Source organism: Methylorubrum pseudosasae, assembly GCF_029504475.1.
Taxonomy (GTDB): domain Bacteria; phylum Pseudomonadota; class Alphaproteobacteria; order Rhizobiales; family Beijerinckiaceae; genus Methylobacterium; species Methylobacterium extorquens.
The window spans coordinates 1,540,728-1,557,206 of record NZ_JAQGDU010000002.1 but is presented as its reverse complement, the minus strand read 5'-3'; the positions used below and the strand labels follow the sequence as shown (position 1 = coordinate 1,557,206).

The window sequence follows — 16,479 nt, the reverse complement described above, 5'->3', positions numbered from 1 at the left end:
TTGCACATCCTGCACGCCCGCACCACCGCGGCAGAACAGTCCGCTCCAGGGCAATCGCTCGAACGCGATCACCCTGGTTTCTGGCTGGCCTCAGTCGCCGGCGCCCGCCTCCGCGGGCTTAGGCTTCGCTCCGCTCGGAGCTTTCCGGGGCTGACGCCCCGAAAACCCCGCTCCGCGCGGCGCTCTTCGCGCCGTGAAGCCGCTCACGCGGCTTCGAGCGATGGCCCTGCGGTCCGCTCCCGAGCGGCTCGCGTGCTTCGGCACACGCCGTGGGCGAGGCGGTGAGCGAGTTGGTAACCAACCCCGCCGATGATCGGGCCGTGCACCCGATGAGATCCGCGATGCCGAATGCTATCCCCGCCCTGCGCAGGCACCGCCGCGCCCGGCTCATCGGCGGCACCGGAGCCGCCCTTGCCCTGTTGCTAGCCGGCCCGCTCCGGGCCGAGTCCGTCCCCGATCCGCAGCCCGATTCGCGGATCAACCTGCGGATCGAGCCGAAGGCCGAGGCCGCGCCGGAGCCGAAACGCGAGCTGAGGGCCGATCCTAAACCGGAGCCCAAGGTCGATTCGAAGCTCGATCCGAAGCCCGACTCGAAGTCCGCGCCGAAACTGGAGCGCCCGACCGCCGACACGGTCGCGGTTCCGGCCGACGCGCCCCCGGCCAAGAAGGTGTCGCGGGAATTGCCGCCGGTCGTCTATGCCCGCGTGTCCGAGGATCCGCTGCCGAGCTACACCGCGCAGACCTTCGTCGATACAATGCGCGCCGCCGAGCGCTACCAGGTCTACGCCGAGGCCGGCGGCTGGAAGACGCTGCCCGCCGACTTCGCCCCGAAGCCCGGCGACAGCCACGCCGCCATCCCCTCGCTGCGCCATCACCTCACCCTGACCGGCGACCTTCCCGCCGATGCGCCGCCCTCCGACCGTTTCGATCCGCCGCTGGTGGCGGCCGTGAAGTCGTTCCAGGCCCGCCACGGCCTGCCGGATGCCGGCATCTTCGGCCGGCTGACGCTGAACGCCCTCAACGTGCCGGCCGACGTGCGGCAGCGGCAATTGCGCGCCTCGGCGCAGCGGCTGATGGGGTCGAGCTTCGGCTTCGGAGAGCGCTACGTGACCGTGAACATCCCCTCTGCCACGGTGGAGGCGGTGGAGAACGGTGCGGTGACCCGCCGCTACGTCGCCGTGGTCGGCTCGCCCGACAAGCAGACGCCCGCGGTCGAGACCCGCATCACCGATGTGAACCTCAATCCGACCTGGACCGTGCCCGTCTCGGTGATCAAGAACGAGATCATCCCGACGATGCGGAAGAATCCGGGCTATCTCGCCAAGAACCGCATCCGCATCCTCGGCCCCGGCGGCGTCGAGGTCGATCCGAATGCGATCGACTGGAACACGCAGAAGGCCACCAACTACACGCTGCGCCAGGATTCCGGCCTCGACAACTCGCTGGGCCAAGTGCGCATCGACATGCCGAACCGCCACGCGATCTACATGCACGACACCCCGTCGAAGTCGCTGTTCGCCGGTTCGGTGCGCTTCCACTCGCATGGGTGCGTGCGCGTCGGTCAGGTGAAGGAGTTCGCCGCTTGGCTGCTTCAGGGCACCGAGGGACCGAACGGGCCGGGCTCCGCTTGGGGCCCGATCGAGATCGAGACCGCCATCGCGGTCGGCGAACGGCGCGACGTGAAGCTCGTGAAGCCGACGCCGGTCGCCTTCGTCTACATGACCGGCTACGCGACCTCCGACGGCCGGGTGCATTTCCGCGACGACATCTACGGCCTCGACACGCCACCCGCGCCGGCCGCGGCGACGCCGCCCGCCCCCGACGTGACGACCACCGGTGCCATCACGCCCCGCGCGGCGCCGGCACCCCGCCCGGCCGCACCGGGCGTCGCGCCGCGTCCCCTGCCGCCCACGGCGCAGGCTGCACCCGCCAAGCCCGCGCCGGCCAAGCCGGCACCGGTCGGAGTCGCGCCCGTTCCGGCGCCCGCAACCGCCCTGCCGGCTCCGCCGAAGCCGCAGGCCCGGAAAGCCGCGCCACCCGCCCGTGGGCCGGAGAGCGAGCCGGTCCCGATGCCGCCCGGCCTCGTCGGCGGGCGAGGCTGAGGCGCCCCGGCGGCGTCGCGTCCCATCCAAAGCAGCGCTGCCATGCGGAGCGGAACAAAGCTTCCCGCTTCCTCATTCTGCCGATCGAGTACCGGCGCGGTTGTCGCCCGTCTGAATTCGACTGCAGAGTGTTAAGGATACCCCCATGGCGAAAGCGAAGCTGCGCGTCCCCAGTGACCGGCTCAACACCCCGACCGATCTCGACCCGAACGACGTCAAGAAGATCTCCGAGGGCTTGACCGTTCTCCTGTCGGATCTCTTCGCGCTCTATATCAAGACCAAGAATTTCCACTGGCATGTCAGTGGGCCGAATTTCCGCGACTATCACCTGCTGCTCGATGAGCAGTCCGAGCAGATCTTCGCCATCATCGACGCCGTGGGTGAGCGCGCCCGCAAGATCGGTGGCACGACCCTTCGCTCCCTCGGACAGGCCGAGCAGCTCAAGCGCGTTCCCGACAACAACGCGGATTATGTGAGCCCGCTGGAGATGCTCAAGGAGCTGCGCGACGACAACAAGGCGCTGACCGCCAACATGCGCGAGCTGCACAGCGTCACCGACGAAGCCAACGACGTCTCGACCACGAGCCTCCTCGAGGAGTGGATCGACCAGTCCGAGGAGCGCACGTGGTTCCTCTACGAGTCGACCCGCGAGGCGACCGACAGCGGCCACTGAGCCTTTTCTCGCTACCGAGGGACCGCCGATCCGAGAGGGTCGGCAGTTTTTCTTTGTCTATGGAGCCGCACGCGCCACGCGACGGCTATCCCCCGACGGTCAGCGTCGCCTTCACGAGGCTCGGGTCGTCCGGAACCGCTTTCTCCACGAAGCCGAGGTGGCGGCAGACGGCTCGCATCGGCCGGTTCTCGGCCAGCACGCTGCCCTCGACCACGGCGATGCCCTCGGCCCTGGCCCAGTCGATCATCATCCGCATGAGGGCGGCGCCGAGGCCCGTGCCCTTGATGTCGGAGCGCACGAGGATCGCGAACTCGCCCGTGTCGTGGTTGGCGTTGGCGTGCAGGCGGACGGCGCCGAGCATGCGCCGGTCCTCCTCCGCCGCGTCGTCGAGGGCGACGAAGGCGATGGCACGGGAGTAGTCGAGCTGGGTCAGCCGGGCGAGGAAGGCATGGCTGAAGTCCCGCACCGGGGCGAAGAAGCGCAGGCGCACGTCCTCGGGGTCCACCTGCGCGAAGAAGGCGCGGAACATGTCCTCGTCGTCAGGCCGGACCGGCCGGACATGCACGCACCGCTCTCCGACCTCGAGCCGCCGCTCCCAATCCGACGGATAGGGCCGGATTGCGAAGCGCGGGTGCCAGTTGCCACGGCGGCGCTCCGGTGGGCTCGGCTCCGGCGCGATGCGCACCCGCGCGTCGAGGGCGACCGCGCCGTCGGCGTCCGCCAGCAGAGGGTTGATGTCGAGTTCGCGCACCGCCGGCAGGTCCGCGGCGAGTTGGGCGAGTTTCACCAGCAGCAGGGCGATGGCGGGCAGATCCGCCGCCGGCACGTCGCGATAGGCTTCGAGACGGCGGGCCACGCGGGTGCGGCCGATCAATTCGCTCGCCAAGGCAAGATCGAGCGGCGGCAGCGCTAGGGCCCGGTCGTCGATGACTTCGACCGCCGTGCCGCCGCGCCCGAACACGACCACGGGCCCGAAGACCGGATCTTCGGCGAGGCCCGCGATCAGCTCCCGCCCCTGCGGCCGGCGCAGCATCGGCTGCACGGCAAAGCCCGCCACCCGCGCGTCGGGGCGGAGTTCCCGGACGCGGGCGATCATGGCGTGGGCCGCCTCGCGCACGTCGGCTTCCGAGGTGAGGCCGAGGCGCACCCCGCCGACCTCGGATTTGTGCACCACGTCCGGTGAGACGAGCTTGAGCACCACCGTGCCGCCGCCCGCGATCAGCGGCCACGCCGCCGCCGCAGCTCCGTCGGGATCGGGCGCCAAGGTGACGGGCACCGAGACGATCCGGTAGGCGGTCAACAGCTCGGTCACCGCGTAGGGGTCGAGCCAGGTGCGCCCTTCAGCCAGCGCCTCGTCCACGATGCGGCGCGCGGCGGCGACGTCCGGCGTGAACTCGCGCGGCAAGGCGTCCGGCGTGCGCATCAGGTCGTTCTGCGCCTCGCGGTAGCGCACGAGGTGCAGGAACCCCTCCACCGCGTCGGCATCGGTGGCAAAGAGCGGGATCTTGGCGTCGGCATAGATCGCGCGGATCGCCTCGTCCTCGCCGATCGACACCGCGAAGACCGGCTTGCGGCGCCCCGCCGAACGCGCCTTGGCGACGGCGCCGGCCACGGTCTCGGCGACCTCACGGCTGCCCGCCCGCGCGGTCGGCACATGGATCGAGACGATCGCGTCGCTGTCGCGTCCGGCGAGCAGCGGTTCCAGAGCACCGACGTAATCGCCCGGTACTGCATCGATGCCGAGATCGAGCGGGTTGGCCTGCCGGCCGTGCCGCACAGGGGCCAGGCAGTCCTGCGTTGCCGGTGCGGGCTCCGCCAGCGTGCCGCCAAGGTCGGCCAGCCGGTCGGCGGCGAGCGCGCCGATGCCGCGCCCGTTGGAGACGATCATCAGCCGGTTGCCGGGGAAGGGCCGCTGGCGCCCCAGGGTCTCGACGGCGGAGAACATGGCATCGAGCCCGTCCACCGCGAGCAAGCCTGCCCGGCGGAAGGCGGCCTCGTAGACGGCGCCGGGCCGGGCGAGCGCGCCGGTATGCGTCTCGGGCCGGCGGCCGGGCGCGTCGTGGCGCCCGGTGCGCAGCACCACGACCGGTTTGGCGCGGGCCGCCGCCCGGGCTGCGGTGAGGAATTTCCGCGCATCCGTGATGTGGTGCAGGGACAGGATGATCGCGCGGGTGTGGAAATCCTCGGCGAAGTGGTCGAGGCAGTCGGCGATGTCGATGTCGGCCGAGCGGCCCAGCGTCATCACCGCGGAGAAGCCGACCCCGTGCCGCCATCCCCATTCGGCGATGGCCGAGGCGACGGTGCCGGATTGCGAGATGAGGGCGAGATCGCCGGGCTTCGGCGGACGCGCGAGCAGGCTCGCGTTGAGGCCGCGCGCCGGGACGCTCAGGCCGACGCTGTCGGGCCCGATCAGCCGTAATCCGTGCCGCCGTGCTGCCGCGTGGGCGGCGCCGGCCGGGGCCGCCTCTCCGACGCCGAGATGGGCGGACAGGATCACCGCCGCGGCGGCGCCGATCTGCCCCGCCTCCTCGACGATGCCCGGCACCGCCGCCGGGGGCGTGGCGATCATCACGAGGTCGGGCGCCTGGGGGATGTCGGCAAGGCGCGGGCTGCACGCCAATCCATCGACGCTGGTCTCGCGCGGATGGACCGGAACGATGTCGCCGGTGAATCCGCCTGCGCGCAGGCCGTCGATGATCGCCCGGCCGACAGAGCCGGGTCGGTCACCCGCTCCGACCACGGCGATGCGGCGCGGGGCGAGCAGAGCCTCGAATCGATAGGTGCTCATGGGCCGCCTATATCATTTCAAGGCTCGAGGCCGAGCGTCAAACCGCCGTCTGATGGAGCAGATCGACCACAATCGGCGCGACGGAGCCGCATATGAAGCGCGTAGAGCGAGTACACCTCTGTCCAATACGCGTGTTCGGCGAGCGTTCCTGCCGCCTCAGGTGGCGGGCTTCATCAGCCGCCAACCCTGGTCCGGCTCCCCCTGGCCCGGTTTCACCCGGCCGCTCCTGCGGATAGTGTCACGGATCGGTTCCGGCGATTGCCGGTGCAATCGCGCCCGACAAAGCCCGTTCCCTGCGCGTGCCCCCGCATCGCAGGATCGATCCGCCCTCAGAGGAGTAGCCCGTGCCGACTTTCGCGACCCGTCAAGCGATGGTCGAGGCGATGCGCCGGATGCTCGATCTCGGCCTCAGCCAGGGAACCTCGGGCAACCTCTCCGTCCGAACCGGAAGCGGCTTCCTCGTGACGCCCTCCGGGATCCCGGCGGAGCAGCTCAGCCCCGATGACCTCGTCCCCATGGATTTCGACGGGCATTGGGACCATCCGCTGGCCCCCTCCTCCGAGTGGCGCTTCCATCGGGACATCCTGGCGGCCCGGCCCGAGATCGGCGCCGTCGTCCACGCCCATCCCCCCTACGCGACCGGTTTCGCGATCTGCGGGCGGGAGATCCCGGCGGTGCATTACATGATCGCGATGGCCGGCGGTCCGACCATCCGTTGCGCCCCCTACGCGCCCTACGGCACGCAGCGCCTCTCGGATTTCGCCCTCGACGCCCTCGAAGGCCGCAGCGCCTGCCTGCTTGCCAACCACGGCATGATCGCTACGGGGCCGAACCTGTCGAAGGCGATGTGGCTCGCCGTCGAGGTCGAAGCCCTGTGCCGCCAATATGCGATCGCCTTGCAGGTCGGCGCCCCGGTGGTGCTGTCCGATGCCGAAGTCGCCGAGACGGTCGAGCGATTCAAGTCCTATGGCCCTCGTGAGAAATCTGGGCATTGAGTTTTCGCATACAGCGATTTCGATTGGCCTCGATCCAGAATGGTTTGAATTTTGTTTGATGATGTGGTTTTAGTTATAATTCTGGTATAAAAATAGCCTTTGCTGATACGTAAAGACTTCTGGTAGGAGATAGAAATACTGAGATTACTATCGAGTATCGTGGAAATATATTTTTGTTCAGATTTTCAGGTCACTTCTGCATTCATGTTATCAGATATATATTTCAAATAGTGGTGTTTTGAACGGTTTTGAGCTTGGCTTCTTGCCATCTCCGCTGAATCTGGCGCGGCGCTCCCGCGCAGCAACCTCCCACCGGTCTGCGTAATGATCCTGTCTTGCATTTCGGAATTATACCGTATGTCGGGGTTTTCATGGAGTTCGTAATACGACTTTTATCGCAATAGCCGTGTCAAACGGGCGAAAGTTCAATTGATTTTTGGAAGACGCTCAAATTCCATCTTGCAGCCGGACCCATCAAAGGTTAAGTCCTGGGTCATTCAGCGCAGTCGCACCGTGCTCGGCAATGATGGCGTCTTCGTTATGGCGCTCGTTGCAGTTCGTCGTTTGCAGATATCGGAAGGGATATTGAGGATGTCGCTTGAGGATGGCTCCGCTGGCGATCACGTGGCCTTGGTTGTCGATATCGTGTCGGCCTATGTCGGGAATAACTCCCTGGCGGTCGGGGAACTGCCCGGGCTGATCACGTCGGTTCATGGTGCGCTGGCACACTTATCGAATAAGCCGAGTGAACCTGAAGAACCGGCCCCGACGCCGGCTGTCTCGATCCGGCGTTCGATCCAGCAGGATTTCCTCATTTGCCTCGAAGACGGCAAAAAGTTCAAATCGCTCAAGCGGCATCTGCGGACGCGCTACAATCTCTCGCCCGACGAGTACCGCGCGCGCTGGAACCTGCCGGACGACTATCCCATGGTCGCACCGAGCTACGCCGCGATCCGCTCGGAACTGGCCCGGACCATGGGCCTTGGCCAGCAGCGCCGGAAGTGGCCCTCCAAGACGGCGCCGGAGACAATCGCCGAACCGGCCGCCGAACCCGCTAATGAGACCAGCGCCTCGGTGCCGCGTCGCCGTGGCCGGGCCCGCTCCGCGGACGCGGTCTGAGCGCATCGCGGACCGACAGTATAGAAGGCCGGGCCGCCAGCGATCGCCCGGCCTCCGAGCCGTGGGTTTGCGCCGGAGCTGCTTATCCACACGCGATGCGGCTGCGCTCCGCCAGCGAGGGCAGGATCAAGCCTCGGCGTTAGAAGTCGGGCAACCGCTCGGCGGGAACAGTTCCTGTGTAGTCCGGGCATCGTCCCGGTCTCTGCGGGAGACATGATGTCCGGCCGGTCGACCATCGCCACGCGCCTGTTCTGGACCGTCGTCCTCGGGGGTGGTGCTGCCATCCGTTATGGAGCACCGGCTCTCGCGGTCACGGGAGCGATCTGCCTCGCGATCCTCCTTCATCGCCTCGATCGGCCGCGCCGCTTCCGCGCGCTCGTGCGTCGCATCGCCCGGCGCCACGCCGCGACGCTCGCCCTGCGACGGCGGCAGGAGCGCTTCCTCGACGCCTACGGCAACACGATCGAGGATGGCTGGCTGCGCGAGCGCGAGTATTTCGTCGAGCGCACCGTCCTGCCGCTGGTCGAGGAGCGCGGCTTTTCCGAATACGCCGAGCTGCGCTTCGATGAGATGGTGGAAATCGTCGAGCGGGTGGCCTGCGCGCACGAACTGCCCGACGAAATGGAGACGCCGGAAGACGGGATCGCCTACGAGCGATACTGCGCCGAACTTCTGGGCGAGGCGGGCTGGGATGCCCGGCCCACGGGGGCGAGCGGCGACCAGGGATGCGACGTGATCGCCGAGAAGGCGGGCCTGCGCCTGATCGTACAGTGCAAGCGCTACGGTCGCCCGGTCGGCAACGCGGCGGTGCAGGAGGTTGCGGCCGCCACCCTGCACTGGTCGGGCGACATGGCGGCGGTGGTCTCGAATGCCGGCTTCACGCCCGCTGCCCGCAAGCTCGCCGGCACCACCGGCGTCCTGCTCCTCCACCACGACGATCTCGCGACACTGGCGCCGACCCGCCGGCCCGGCCGCCGTGCGCTGGCGGCCGGGCGCTGAGCCTACTCCGCTGGCACGGGCCGGCTGACGGGCCGGGCGGGCAGCGCGACAGACTTGCGCCGAACCGACAGGCGCGCCGCGCGCTTGCGCCACCAGATCACCACGCCGGTGACCGACAGCATCGCGACGACGAGCCCCATGAACGAGATCAGGATGCGGCCGGGCAAGCCGAGGATGCGGCCCGAATGCACCGGGAACTGCGCCTGCACGAAGATGTCGGCGGCGGTGCCGACCCAGGGTTGGCGGTCGCCGATCACCCGGCCGTCCCCACCGTCGAAATAAATCGCCGCCGGGCCGACGCCCGCGGCGCCGTGGTCGTCGCCGGGCTCGAAGAAGCGGGCGGTGTAGAAGCCCTGCATCGGCGCGTAGGCGAGCGCGCCGACCGGCTCCTTCCAGCCCCGGCGCTGCCCCTCCGCCTGTGCCGCTTCCAGGATGCGGGCATAATCCACCCCCGGCTCGATCGGCTTGAGCGGCGAGACGAAGGGGCGGGTGTTCGAAGGGTCGGGCGTCACCTGCGAGACGCTCGACATCAGCGGCAGGAACACTTCGCGGTAGAGGTTGAGCGAGAACGCCGTGAAGGCGAGCACGAACAGCAGCGCGAAGGTCCAGAGGCTGAAGGCACGGTGCAGATCGAAGGTGACGCGGTAGGGGCTGCCCGCGGTCTTCACCTTCCAGGCGGGCTTCCAGCGCGACCACCAACCCCGGCCGAGCTGCCGCTCGACCGCCGCCGGGCGCTCCGGGTTGGCGGGTTTGCGCACCGGCAGCGTCAGGTAGAAGCCGACGAAGGAATCGAGCATCCAGACGACGGCGACGATCCCGAGCAGCCAGATGCCCCAGCGCTCCTCGCCCCACATCTCCGGCAGGTGCAGGGAGTAGTGCAGCTTGTACAGGAACGAGATCAGCGTCTCGCGGGTGATCGGCCAGACCTGACCCCATTCCCGCCGGCCGAGTTCGGCCCCGGTGACGGGATCGAGGAAGACCTGATTGTAGCCGAGCTTGTGCAGGCCGCCGGTCGCGGCATCGACTCGCGGCATCACGAACAGGGACAGCGACTCGCCGGCCTCAGCTGCGAGCGGGAGATAGGCGACGCGGGCGCGCGGATCTCGGGCCTCGAACTGCCGCGCGAGGTCGAGGGCGGGGATCGCCGCACCGCGGCTCTCGACCGTGTGCAGATGCGGGTTCAGCCAATCGTCGAGTTCGTGGTCCCAGGAGATCACCGCACCAGTGAGCCCCGCCACGAGCAGGAAGGCCGCGATCGTCAGACCGGCCCAGCGGTGGAGAAGGACGAAAACGGAGCGCGCCATCAACCCTCGAGCCTCTTTCCGCGACGGAGCAGCCGACGTCGGAGAAGGAAAGGCGATCCGGCCCTCGGACGAAGGAGCCCCGGTCCGGTCAGTGCCTTGTGCGGGCCCTCATGCCTGCGCGTTGAGGGCGAACCCGTCGATAACGGTTGCCACCTCGTTGCGCCACCCCTTGGGCGCCCCTCGAATCGTGCGTGACACGATCACGCGTGAAGATCCGGTAAAGGCCGGCCGGGCGTGCTTCGGCTGGTTTAACAACCCTTAAACCCGCCGCATTTACTGTCTCTGACGCAAGGGGGCGACCCGCCGTGCCGCAGGGCCAGCCGGCGCGTCCGAGGGGATCGATCCGGCGGAATACCGACGCGCGGATCCCGAGCAGGGGAGCACGGTCGCGGGAGGCAAGATCCTTCGAGGACAAGACTCCTTCGAGGATCGGCAGCCCCGGACGCATGGAACGCATGGCGCAGTCTCGCGGACGCAAACCACGCAGCGAACCCACCTTCGACATCCCGGAGGGGAGCGAGCCGGGCCGCCTCGACGTGCGCCTGTCGCGCAACGACCGGTCGGCGGGTGGGCAGCGGGCTTCGGCCGGCCGCCCCGCCTCTGCGCCGAAAGCGCGTGCGCGCAAGGCCTCCGGCGGCGGCAGCGGCCGGCGCCCGCCGCGGCGGCGCTCCTGGCTCGGCCGTCTGGTCTATGCCGGTGTCGTCCTCGGCATCTGGGTGGCGATCGGGCTGGCCGGCCTCATCGCCTACCACGCCTCGCAATTGCCGCCGATCGACCAGCTCGCGGTTCCGAAGCGCCCGCCCAACATCGCGATTCTCGCCAGCGACGGCAGCCTGCTCGCCAACCGCGGCGAGACCGGCGGCCGCGTCGTCTCGATCAAGGAATTGCCGCCCTACCTTCCGCGCGCCTTCGTCGCGATCGAGGACCGGCGGTTCTACGACCATTTCGGCATCGATCCCGTGGGCATCGCCCGCGCGATCACCCAGAACCTGACCCGGCGCGGGGTGGCGCAGGGCGGCTCGACGCTGACCCAGCAGCTCGCCAAGAACCTATTCCTCACCCCGGAGCGGTCGGCATCGCGAAAAATCCAGGAGGCGATCCTGGCGCTGTGGCTAGAGCACATATACTCGAAGGACGAGATCCTCGAACTCTACCTCAACCGGGTCTATTTCGGTGCCGGCGCCTACGGCGTCGAAGCCGCGGCGCAGCGCTATTTCGGCAAGCCCGCCAAGAACGTGACCCTGGCGGAGGCCGCCATGCTCGGCGGCCTCGTGCAGGCGCCCTCGCGGCTTGCGCCGAACCGCAACCTGAAGGCGGCGCAGGCCCGCGCGGCCCAGGTGCTCGCGGCGATGGAGGAGCTGGGCTTTGCCAAGAGCGCCGACGCGAAGGTCGCGCTGGCCCAGCCGGCCCGGCCCGCCTCGACTCGCGGCGGCGGCTCGCCGAACTACGTCGCCGACCTCGTGATGGACGTGCTCGACGACTTCCTGCCGAAGTTCGACGAGGACATCGTCGTCGCCACCACCGTCGATGCGAGCATGCAGACGGCCGGCGAGAAGGCGCTCACCGACGAACTCAACGCCAAGGGTGGCCGCTACAACGTCGGCCAGGGCGCGCTCGTCTCGATGCGGCCGGACGGGGCGATCCGCGCCCTCGTTGGCGGGCGCGACTACGCGCAGAGCCAGTTCAACCGCGCCACCACCGCCAAGCGCCAGCCGGGCTCGGCCTTCAAGCCCTTCGTCTACCTCGCCGCGGTCGAGCGCGGCCTGACCCCCGACACGATGCGCGAGGACGCGCCCGTGCGGATCGGCAACTGGGCCCCGGAGAACTACTCGCACAATTATCGCGGCCCGGTTTCCCTGCGTGAGGCGCTGGCGCTCTCGCTCAACACGGTGGCGGTGAAACTCGGCCAGGAGGTCGGCCCGAAGGCGGTGGTGCAGACCGCCCAGCGGCTCGGCATCTCGTCCTCGCTCCAGGCCAACGGCTCGATCGCGCTCGGCACCTCGGAGGTGACGCCGCTCGAACTGGTGGGCGCCTACTGCGCCTTCGCCAATGGCGGCACCGGCGTGATTCCCTACGTCATCGCCAGCATCAAGAGCGCCACCGGCAAGGTGCTCTACAAGCGCGGCGAGGGCGGGCTCGGCCGCGTCATCGACCCCAACGCCGTCGGCATGATGAACGCCATGATGCATGACGTCTTCACCATGGGCACGGCGAAGAAGGCCGAGATCCCCGGTTGGGAACTGGCCGGCAAGACCGGCACCAGCCAGGAGTTCCGCGACGCGTGGTTCGTCGGCTACTCCGCGACGCTGGTGACCGGGGTCTGGCTCGGCAACGACGACGGCGAGCCGACCAAGCGCGCCTCGGGCGGCAGCCTACCGGTGGAGATCTGGAAGGCTTACATGACCACGGCGCTCAAGGGCGAGAAGCCGGTGGGCCTGCCGGGCATGAACCGCTGGCGGGCGCCGCGGCCCGAGGCGCAGCCTGAGCGGGATTCCGGCCCAGGCGGCCTGATCGGCGCGCTGCTCGGCGAGCCGGAGCAGACGGCCTCCGCCCTCCCCCCGCGCTCGGTTCCGCGGGGGCGCGGTCCGAGCCGGGACGATCGCAACTTCCTCGAGAAGCTGTTCGGGGTCGGCGAGTAGCCGCTGCCTGATTCACCCGATGGGAGCGGGTAATCCCTCCCGTCGGGCGGCGGCTGACGAAAAATCGGGCGCGGCCTGACCTGAGCATGCGGCCGTGCGCCACATTCGCGCCACGTTGCAGGCATGACCCTCCGACAGTCGGGAGAGGACCGCGGCCTTCGCCCGCACCTCCTGATTGCCGACGGAAGGAGCCTCCGTGTCGACCCGCCTGCCCGACCGTTGCCCGCATGGCCCTGTGGCCTCCGCGAACGGGCCGGGCGCATCCTTCTCCGCCGGCCGCCGGAGCCCGATCTGATGCTGCCGCACCATCGCTGGTTCTGGCTTCTCATCCTGCTTGCCGCGGGCGGCGCCGGGCTGCTCTACAACGTCATTTTCGCCGGTGGTGCGAGCCCGGCGGCCGGCTTTACCTACGGCCTGTGTGTCGGTGTCTCGGCGCTGGCCTTCGACCGGGGCGTGCTGCTGGCGGGCGTCCAGTCGCGCATCCGTCGTCTGCCCGCCGGGCTCTACGTCGTCGCGGCGGAACTCTCCTACGTGGCGATGATCGTCGTCGGCAACGCGCTCGGCGGCTTCGTCGTCTGGCTGCTCGGCCTGACTGGCGACAGCCTGGAGGAGGCCGTGCGCACCACGCCGCGGGTGCTCGCCTACGCGCTGGCCGTCTCGGCCCTGCTCGTCTTCGTGATCCGCATGCGTGACCTGATCGGCGGCGAGGTCTTCATCAACTTCCTCGTCGGGCGCTATCATCGCCCGGTGGAGGAGGAGCGCATCTTCCTGTTCCTCGACGTGGTCGGATCGACCGCCTTCGCCGAGACCCACGGCGACCTGCGGGCGCAGGAATATCTCAGCGCCGTCTTCGCGACCCTCGCCGAGCCGGTGCGCCGGTTCTACGGCTCGACCGACGACTATATCGGTGACCTCGCCATGATCACTTGGCCGATGGAGCGCGGCCTGAAGGATGCGCGCTGCGTCGAATGCCTGTTTGCGGTGCGCGAGCGGATTGAGGCGGAGGCGGAGGGCTGGGAAGCGCGCTTCGGCACCGTGCCACGTCTGCGGGCGGGCCTGCATGGCGGCCCGGTGGTGACGGCCGAAGTCGGGGTCGACCGGCACAAGATCGCCTATTTCGGCGACGCCGTGAACGTCGTCGCCCGCGTCGAGGCTTTGTGCCGCCCGCTCGGCGTCGATACCTTGATCTCCGAGGATCTGCTGAAGCGGCTGCCGCGGCTGCCCGAGGGCGTCGTGGTGAAACCGCTCGGCACCCACGCCCTGCGCGGGCGCGGGCAGCCCCTCGCCGTCGCGACCCTCGAACGCAACGGAACCGCCGCATTGGCCGAGGCTACGGCGCCGCGGATCGCCGCCGCGCCGTAGGACGGGCGAACCCGCCGGTCAGCCGACCCGCAGCAGCAGCAGGATCGACGCGATCGTCATGACCGCGAACGTCGCGAGAATGCCGCCGCCCCGGCAGGCGAACTGGCGCGGCGAGTTCGTGGGGGCGAACATCCCGATCGGATGCAGGATGCGCGCGATCACCAGCACGATCAGCAGGCCCTGAACCCAGCCATGCGAGCCGCCGCCCGCCTCGTAGAGCGCGATCAGCAGCAGGGTCAGCGGCACGTATTCCTGGAAGTTGCCGTGCGAGCGGATGCGCCGCTGGAGCGCGTCCTGCCCGCCATCGCCGAACAGGACGTTGCCGGTGACCCGGCCGCCGATCACCCATCCGGTCAGTCCGGCATAGATCAGGCCCAGAATCGCGGCGTAGAAGGCCGTGGTGGTCGGAAAAATCACGGGAAAAACCTCGGATCGGAGGACGACTCGCCATGGGGCGGATGTCGTTGGCGCTTCGCAAGATAGGATTATCAGCGTCGTGTTCCGCCCATACGGGCGATCACGAAGGCGTATGCCCGGCTCGGCGGTCGCCGACGGGCCCTGCACGCTACTCGGCGCTGCGGGCGATGGGATGACATTAAGCATTCTACCGAAAGGTGTCGTCGGCCTTCTGCGAGAGGTGATGCTCTAGGGTAGCGCTTGGCGACTCGGCCGGTCCGCGGAGCATGGCCGAGCGAGAGGGCCGTTCAGGAGGGTGTCGGTGGGGCGGCAAGCTGATCGCGGTGGCGAACATGAAGGGCGGGGTCGGCAAGACCACCACTGTGGTCATGCTCGCCGAGGCGCTGGCCGCCGACGGAGCGCGGGTGCTCGTGGTCGATCTCGATCCGCAGGCGAGCGTGTCGGTCTGCCTCGCGGGGGATACGTTGCTCGGCGAGATGATCGTCCGCGGGCGCACGCTGGAGGCCTATCTCGCCCTCAAGCTCATCACCCGTCACAAGCCCGATCTCTCCGCCCGCATCCAGCCTGGCGTGAGCCTGACCACCCACAAGAATGCGCCGCTCGCGCTCTCGCTGCTGCCGTCCGGCCCGCATCTGCGGCTCGTGGAGCGGGAGATCCTCTACGAGCTGACCGAGCGGAAATTCTCGATGCACGCCATCGACGAGAAGCTGTGGAAGGTCTTTCACGACGACTTCGTGCCGCTGGCGCGGCATTACGACTACGTCTTCTTTGACTGCGCGCCGGGTATCTCGCCGATCACCGAGGTGGCGGTGCGCGCCGCCGACCTCGTTCTCGTCACCTCGATCCCCGACTTTCTCTCGACCTACGGGCTCAACGCCTTCGTCGAGACGATCTGGCGGCGCTCCAGCCGGCAGGCGAGCCATATTGCGCCGAAGAGCGCACCCTACGTCCTCGTCACCCGCTTTCAGGCCCAGGTCCGCCAGCATCAGCGAACCCTGGCCCGGCTCCAGGCGGAGGCGCGGGCCGAGGATGCCGGCTTCCATTTGCTCGAAACCCGCATTCCTCAGGCGGCGGCGCTCGCCGACGCGCTGGTCCCGGCCGACGGGGCGCCCCCGACCTTCTCCGCCAAGTACGGCGCCCATGTCCCCAACGTGCTGATCCCGCTGGTCGCGGAAGTGAAGGGAATCCTCCATGGCCCTTGATGTCGATGGCTATGCCGTGTTGCAGGCGATGGCCTCCGCGCCGGAAGCGTTTCCCGACATCCGCACCGAGATTCCCAAAGCCGCCCGTGCCCTCGTCGTGAAGCAGCTCAAGGCCCGGGCCTTGCGCGTGGCGTCGCTGCGTCTGATCCGCGAGGTGCTGGGCAGCGAGAGCTTCGCCCTGATCGCCGACGGGATGTCCGAGGCCGAGGTGAAGGGAGTGGTGACTCGCCTCGACCCGCACCACCCCTCGCTGAAGACCGCGACGCCGGGCTGGCACCGCCACCGCTTCAGCGCTCTGGCGGCCGGCGACGCGCCGTTCCGCAAGGGCGAGACCCGCGCCGAAGACAGTCCGGCGAAGCTACGTGCAGGTGAGGCGCCGCCGGAGCGCGCCCTTGCCAGCCGTCCCTTCTCCGCGGTGTGGGACGGCAAGGACCACGACGCGCCGGCCGCGAAGGACAGCCGGGAGAAGAAAGACAAGGAGAAGGATCGGAAGGGCAAGAAGAAGAAGGGCTGAAGCCCTTCCGCTCAAAACGGCTGCCTATATTTCCGGAAACAGCACCGCGTACCGCGCTTCGACGGCGGCGAGCCGGCCCTGCCCTTCCAGGACCGCGACCCGGTGCTGCCGCGTGACGTCGAGCAGCCCGTCGGCCATCTCGGCCTCACCGCAGAGCCGGGCGCGCGCGGAGATCTGAGAAAGCTGATCGGCCATCAGGCTATCGATCCGTATTCCCTCGACCAGCGCCTGCATCAGACTCAGCATCGTCTCGCGGGCATGGACATCAGGGGGCGATGGGGCGGGTATACGGTCCGTCACGGTACTCGCAAAGGTCAGGCCGACAACACGCCGACGCTGCCCGAGGCTCGGCGCCTCCGGCCACT

13 protein-coding genes are annotated in these 16,479 nt (G+C 68.8%); 9 read left to right on the top strand and 4 right to left on the bottom strand.

Going from position 1 to position 16,479, the window contains the following annotated elements; all coding sequences use genetic code 11:
- Positions 1-341: 341 nt before the first annotated feature.
- The gene (locus tag M2437_RS08245) at positions 342-2,102 is read left to right on the top strand and encodes a L,D-transpeptidase family protein (protein ID WP_253387093.1); all 1,761 of its coding nucleotides are present in this window, start codon (positions 342-344) and stop codon (positions 2,100-2,102) included.
- 145 nt (positions 2,103-2,247) lie between these two features.
- The gene (locus M2437_RS08240; RefSeq protein WP_003607126.1) at positions 2,248-2,775 is read left to right on the top strand and encodes a Dps family protein; all 528 of its coding nucleotides are present in this window, start codon (positions 2,248-2,250) and stop codon (positions 2,773-2,775) included.
- A gap of 85 nt (positions 2,776-2,860) precedes the next feature.
- Here the strand turns inward: M2437_RS08240 and M2437_RS08235 are convergent, their stop codons facing one another.
- On the bottom strand, positions 2,861-5,563 hold the full coding sequence (locus M2437_RS08235; protein ID WP_056116987.1) for a bifunctional acetate--CoA ligase family protein/GNAT family N-acetyltransferase: 2,703 nt from the start codon (positions 5,561-5,563) through the stop codon (positions 2,861-2,863).
- Positions 5,564-5,907: 344 nt separating this feature from the next.
- Between M2437_RS08235 and M2437_RS08230 the strand changes: the two genes are divergently transcribed.
- The 3 genes from M2437_RS08230 (at position 5,908) to M2437_RS08220 (ending at position 8,676) form a co-directional block, all read left to right on the top strand.
- Positions 5,908-6,558 carry a class II aldolase/adducin family protein gene (locus M2437_RS08230; protein ID WP_003606369.1) on the top strand — a complete coding sequence of 217 codons (651 nt, stop codon included), beginning with the start codon at positions 5,908-5,910 and terminating at the stop codon, positions 6,556-6,558.
- 591 nt (positions 6,559-7,149) lie between these two features.
- Positions 7,150-7,677 carry a Ros/MucR family transcriptional regulator gene (locus M2437_RS08225; RefSeq protein WP_253387092.1) on the top strand — a complete coding sequence of 176 codons (528 nt, stop codon included), beginning with the start codon at positions 7,150-7,152 and terminating at the stop codon, positions 7,675-7,677.
- A 216-nt stretch (positions 7,678-7,893) separates the two neighbouring features.
- Positions 7,894-8,676: a restriction endonuclease gene (locus M2437_RS08220; RefSeq protein WP_253387091.1), complete on the top strand. Its 783-nt coding sequence runs from the start codon at positions 7,894-7,896 to the stop codon at positions 8,674-8,676.
- 2 nt (positions 8,677-8,678) lie between these two features.
- On the opposite strand, the gene M2437_RS08215 is transcribed toward M2437_RS08220, so the two are convergent.
- Positions 8,679-9,980 (bottom strand): PepSY-associated TM helix domain-containing protein, encoded by a 1,302-nt coding sequence (locus tag M2437_RS08215; RefSeq protein WP_253387090.1) that lies wholly within the window; start codon positions 9,978-9,980, stop codon positions 8,679-8,681.
- Positions 9,981-10,435: 455 nt separating this feature from the next.
- On the opposite strand from M2437_RS08215, the gene M2437_RS08210 reads away from it, so the two are divergent.
- Both M2437_RS08210 and M2437_RS08205 read left to right on the top strand, forming a co-directional pair.
- Positions 10,436-12,619, top strand: coding sequence for a transglycosylase domain-containing protein (locus M2437_RS08210; RefSeq protein WP_253387089.1), 2,184 nt, complete (start codon positions 10,436-10,438; stop codon positions 12,617-12,619).
- 294 nt (positions 12,620-12,913) lie between these two features.
- The gene (locus M2437_RS08205) at positions 12,914-13,981 is read left to right on the top strand and encodes an adenylate/guanylate cyclase domain-containing protein (RefSeq protein ID WP_056506043.1); all 1,068 of its coding nucleotides are present in this window, start codon (positions 12,914-12,916) and stop codon (positions 13,979-13,981) included.
- 18 nt (positions 13,982-13,999) lie between these two features.
- Here the strand turns inward: M2437_RS08205 and M2437_RS08200 are convergent, their stop codons facing one another.
- Positions 14,000-14,398 carry an MAPEG family protein gene (locus M2437_RS08200; RefSeq protein ID WP_015952865.1) on the bottom strand — a complete coding sequence of 133 codons (399 nt, stop codon included), beginning with the start codon at positions 14,396-14,398 and terminating at the stop codon, positions 14,000-14,002.
- Positions 14,399-14,664: 266 nt separating this feature from the next.
- Between M2437_RS08200 and M2437_RS08195 the strand changes: the two genes are divergently transcribed.
- On the top strand, positions 14,665-15,600 hold the full coding sequence (locus tag M2437_RS08195) for a ParA family protein (RefSeq protein ID WP_499006621.1): 936 nt from the start codon (positions 14,665-14,667) through the stop codon (positions 15,598-15,600).
- Positions 15,590-16,114, top strand: a complete 525-nt coding sequence (locus M2437_RS08190; RefSeq protein ID WP_253387087.1) for a hypothetical protein — start codon at positions 15,590-15,592, stop codon at positions 16,112-16,114. Before M2437_RS08195 ends, M2437_RS08190 begins: the two co-directional genes overlap by 11 nt.
- A 24-nt stretch (positions 16,115-16,138) precedes the next feature.
- Here the strand turns inward: M2437_RS08190 and M2437_RS08185 are convergent, their stop codons facing one another.
- Positions 16,139-16,348 (bottom strand): hypothetical protein, encoded by a 210-nt coding sequence (locus M2437_RS08185; protein WP_253387086.1) that lies wholly within the window; start codon positions 16,346-16,348, stop codon positions 16,139-16,141.
- Between the last annotated feature and the right edge of the window lie 131 nt (positions 16,349-16,479).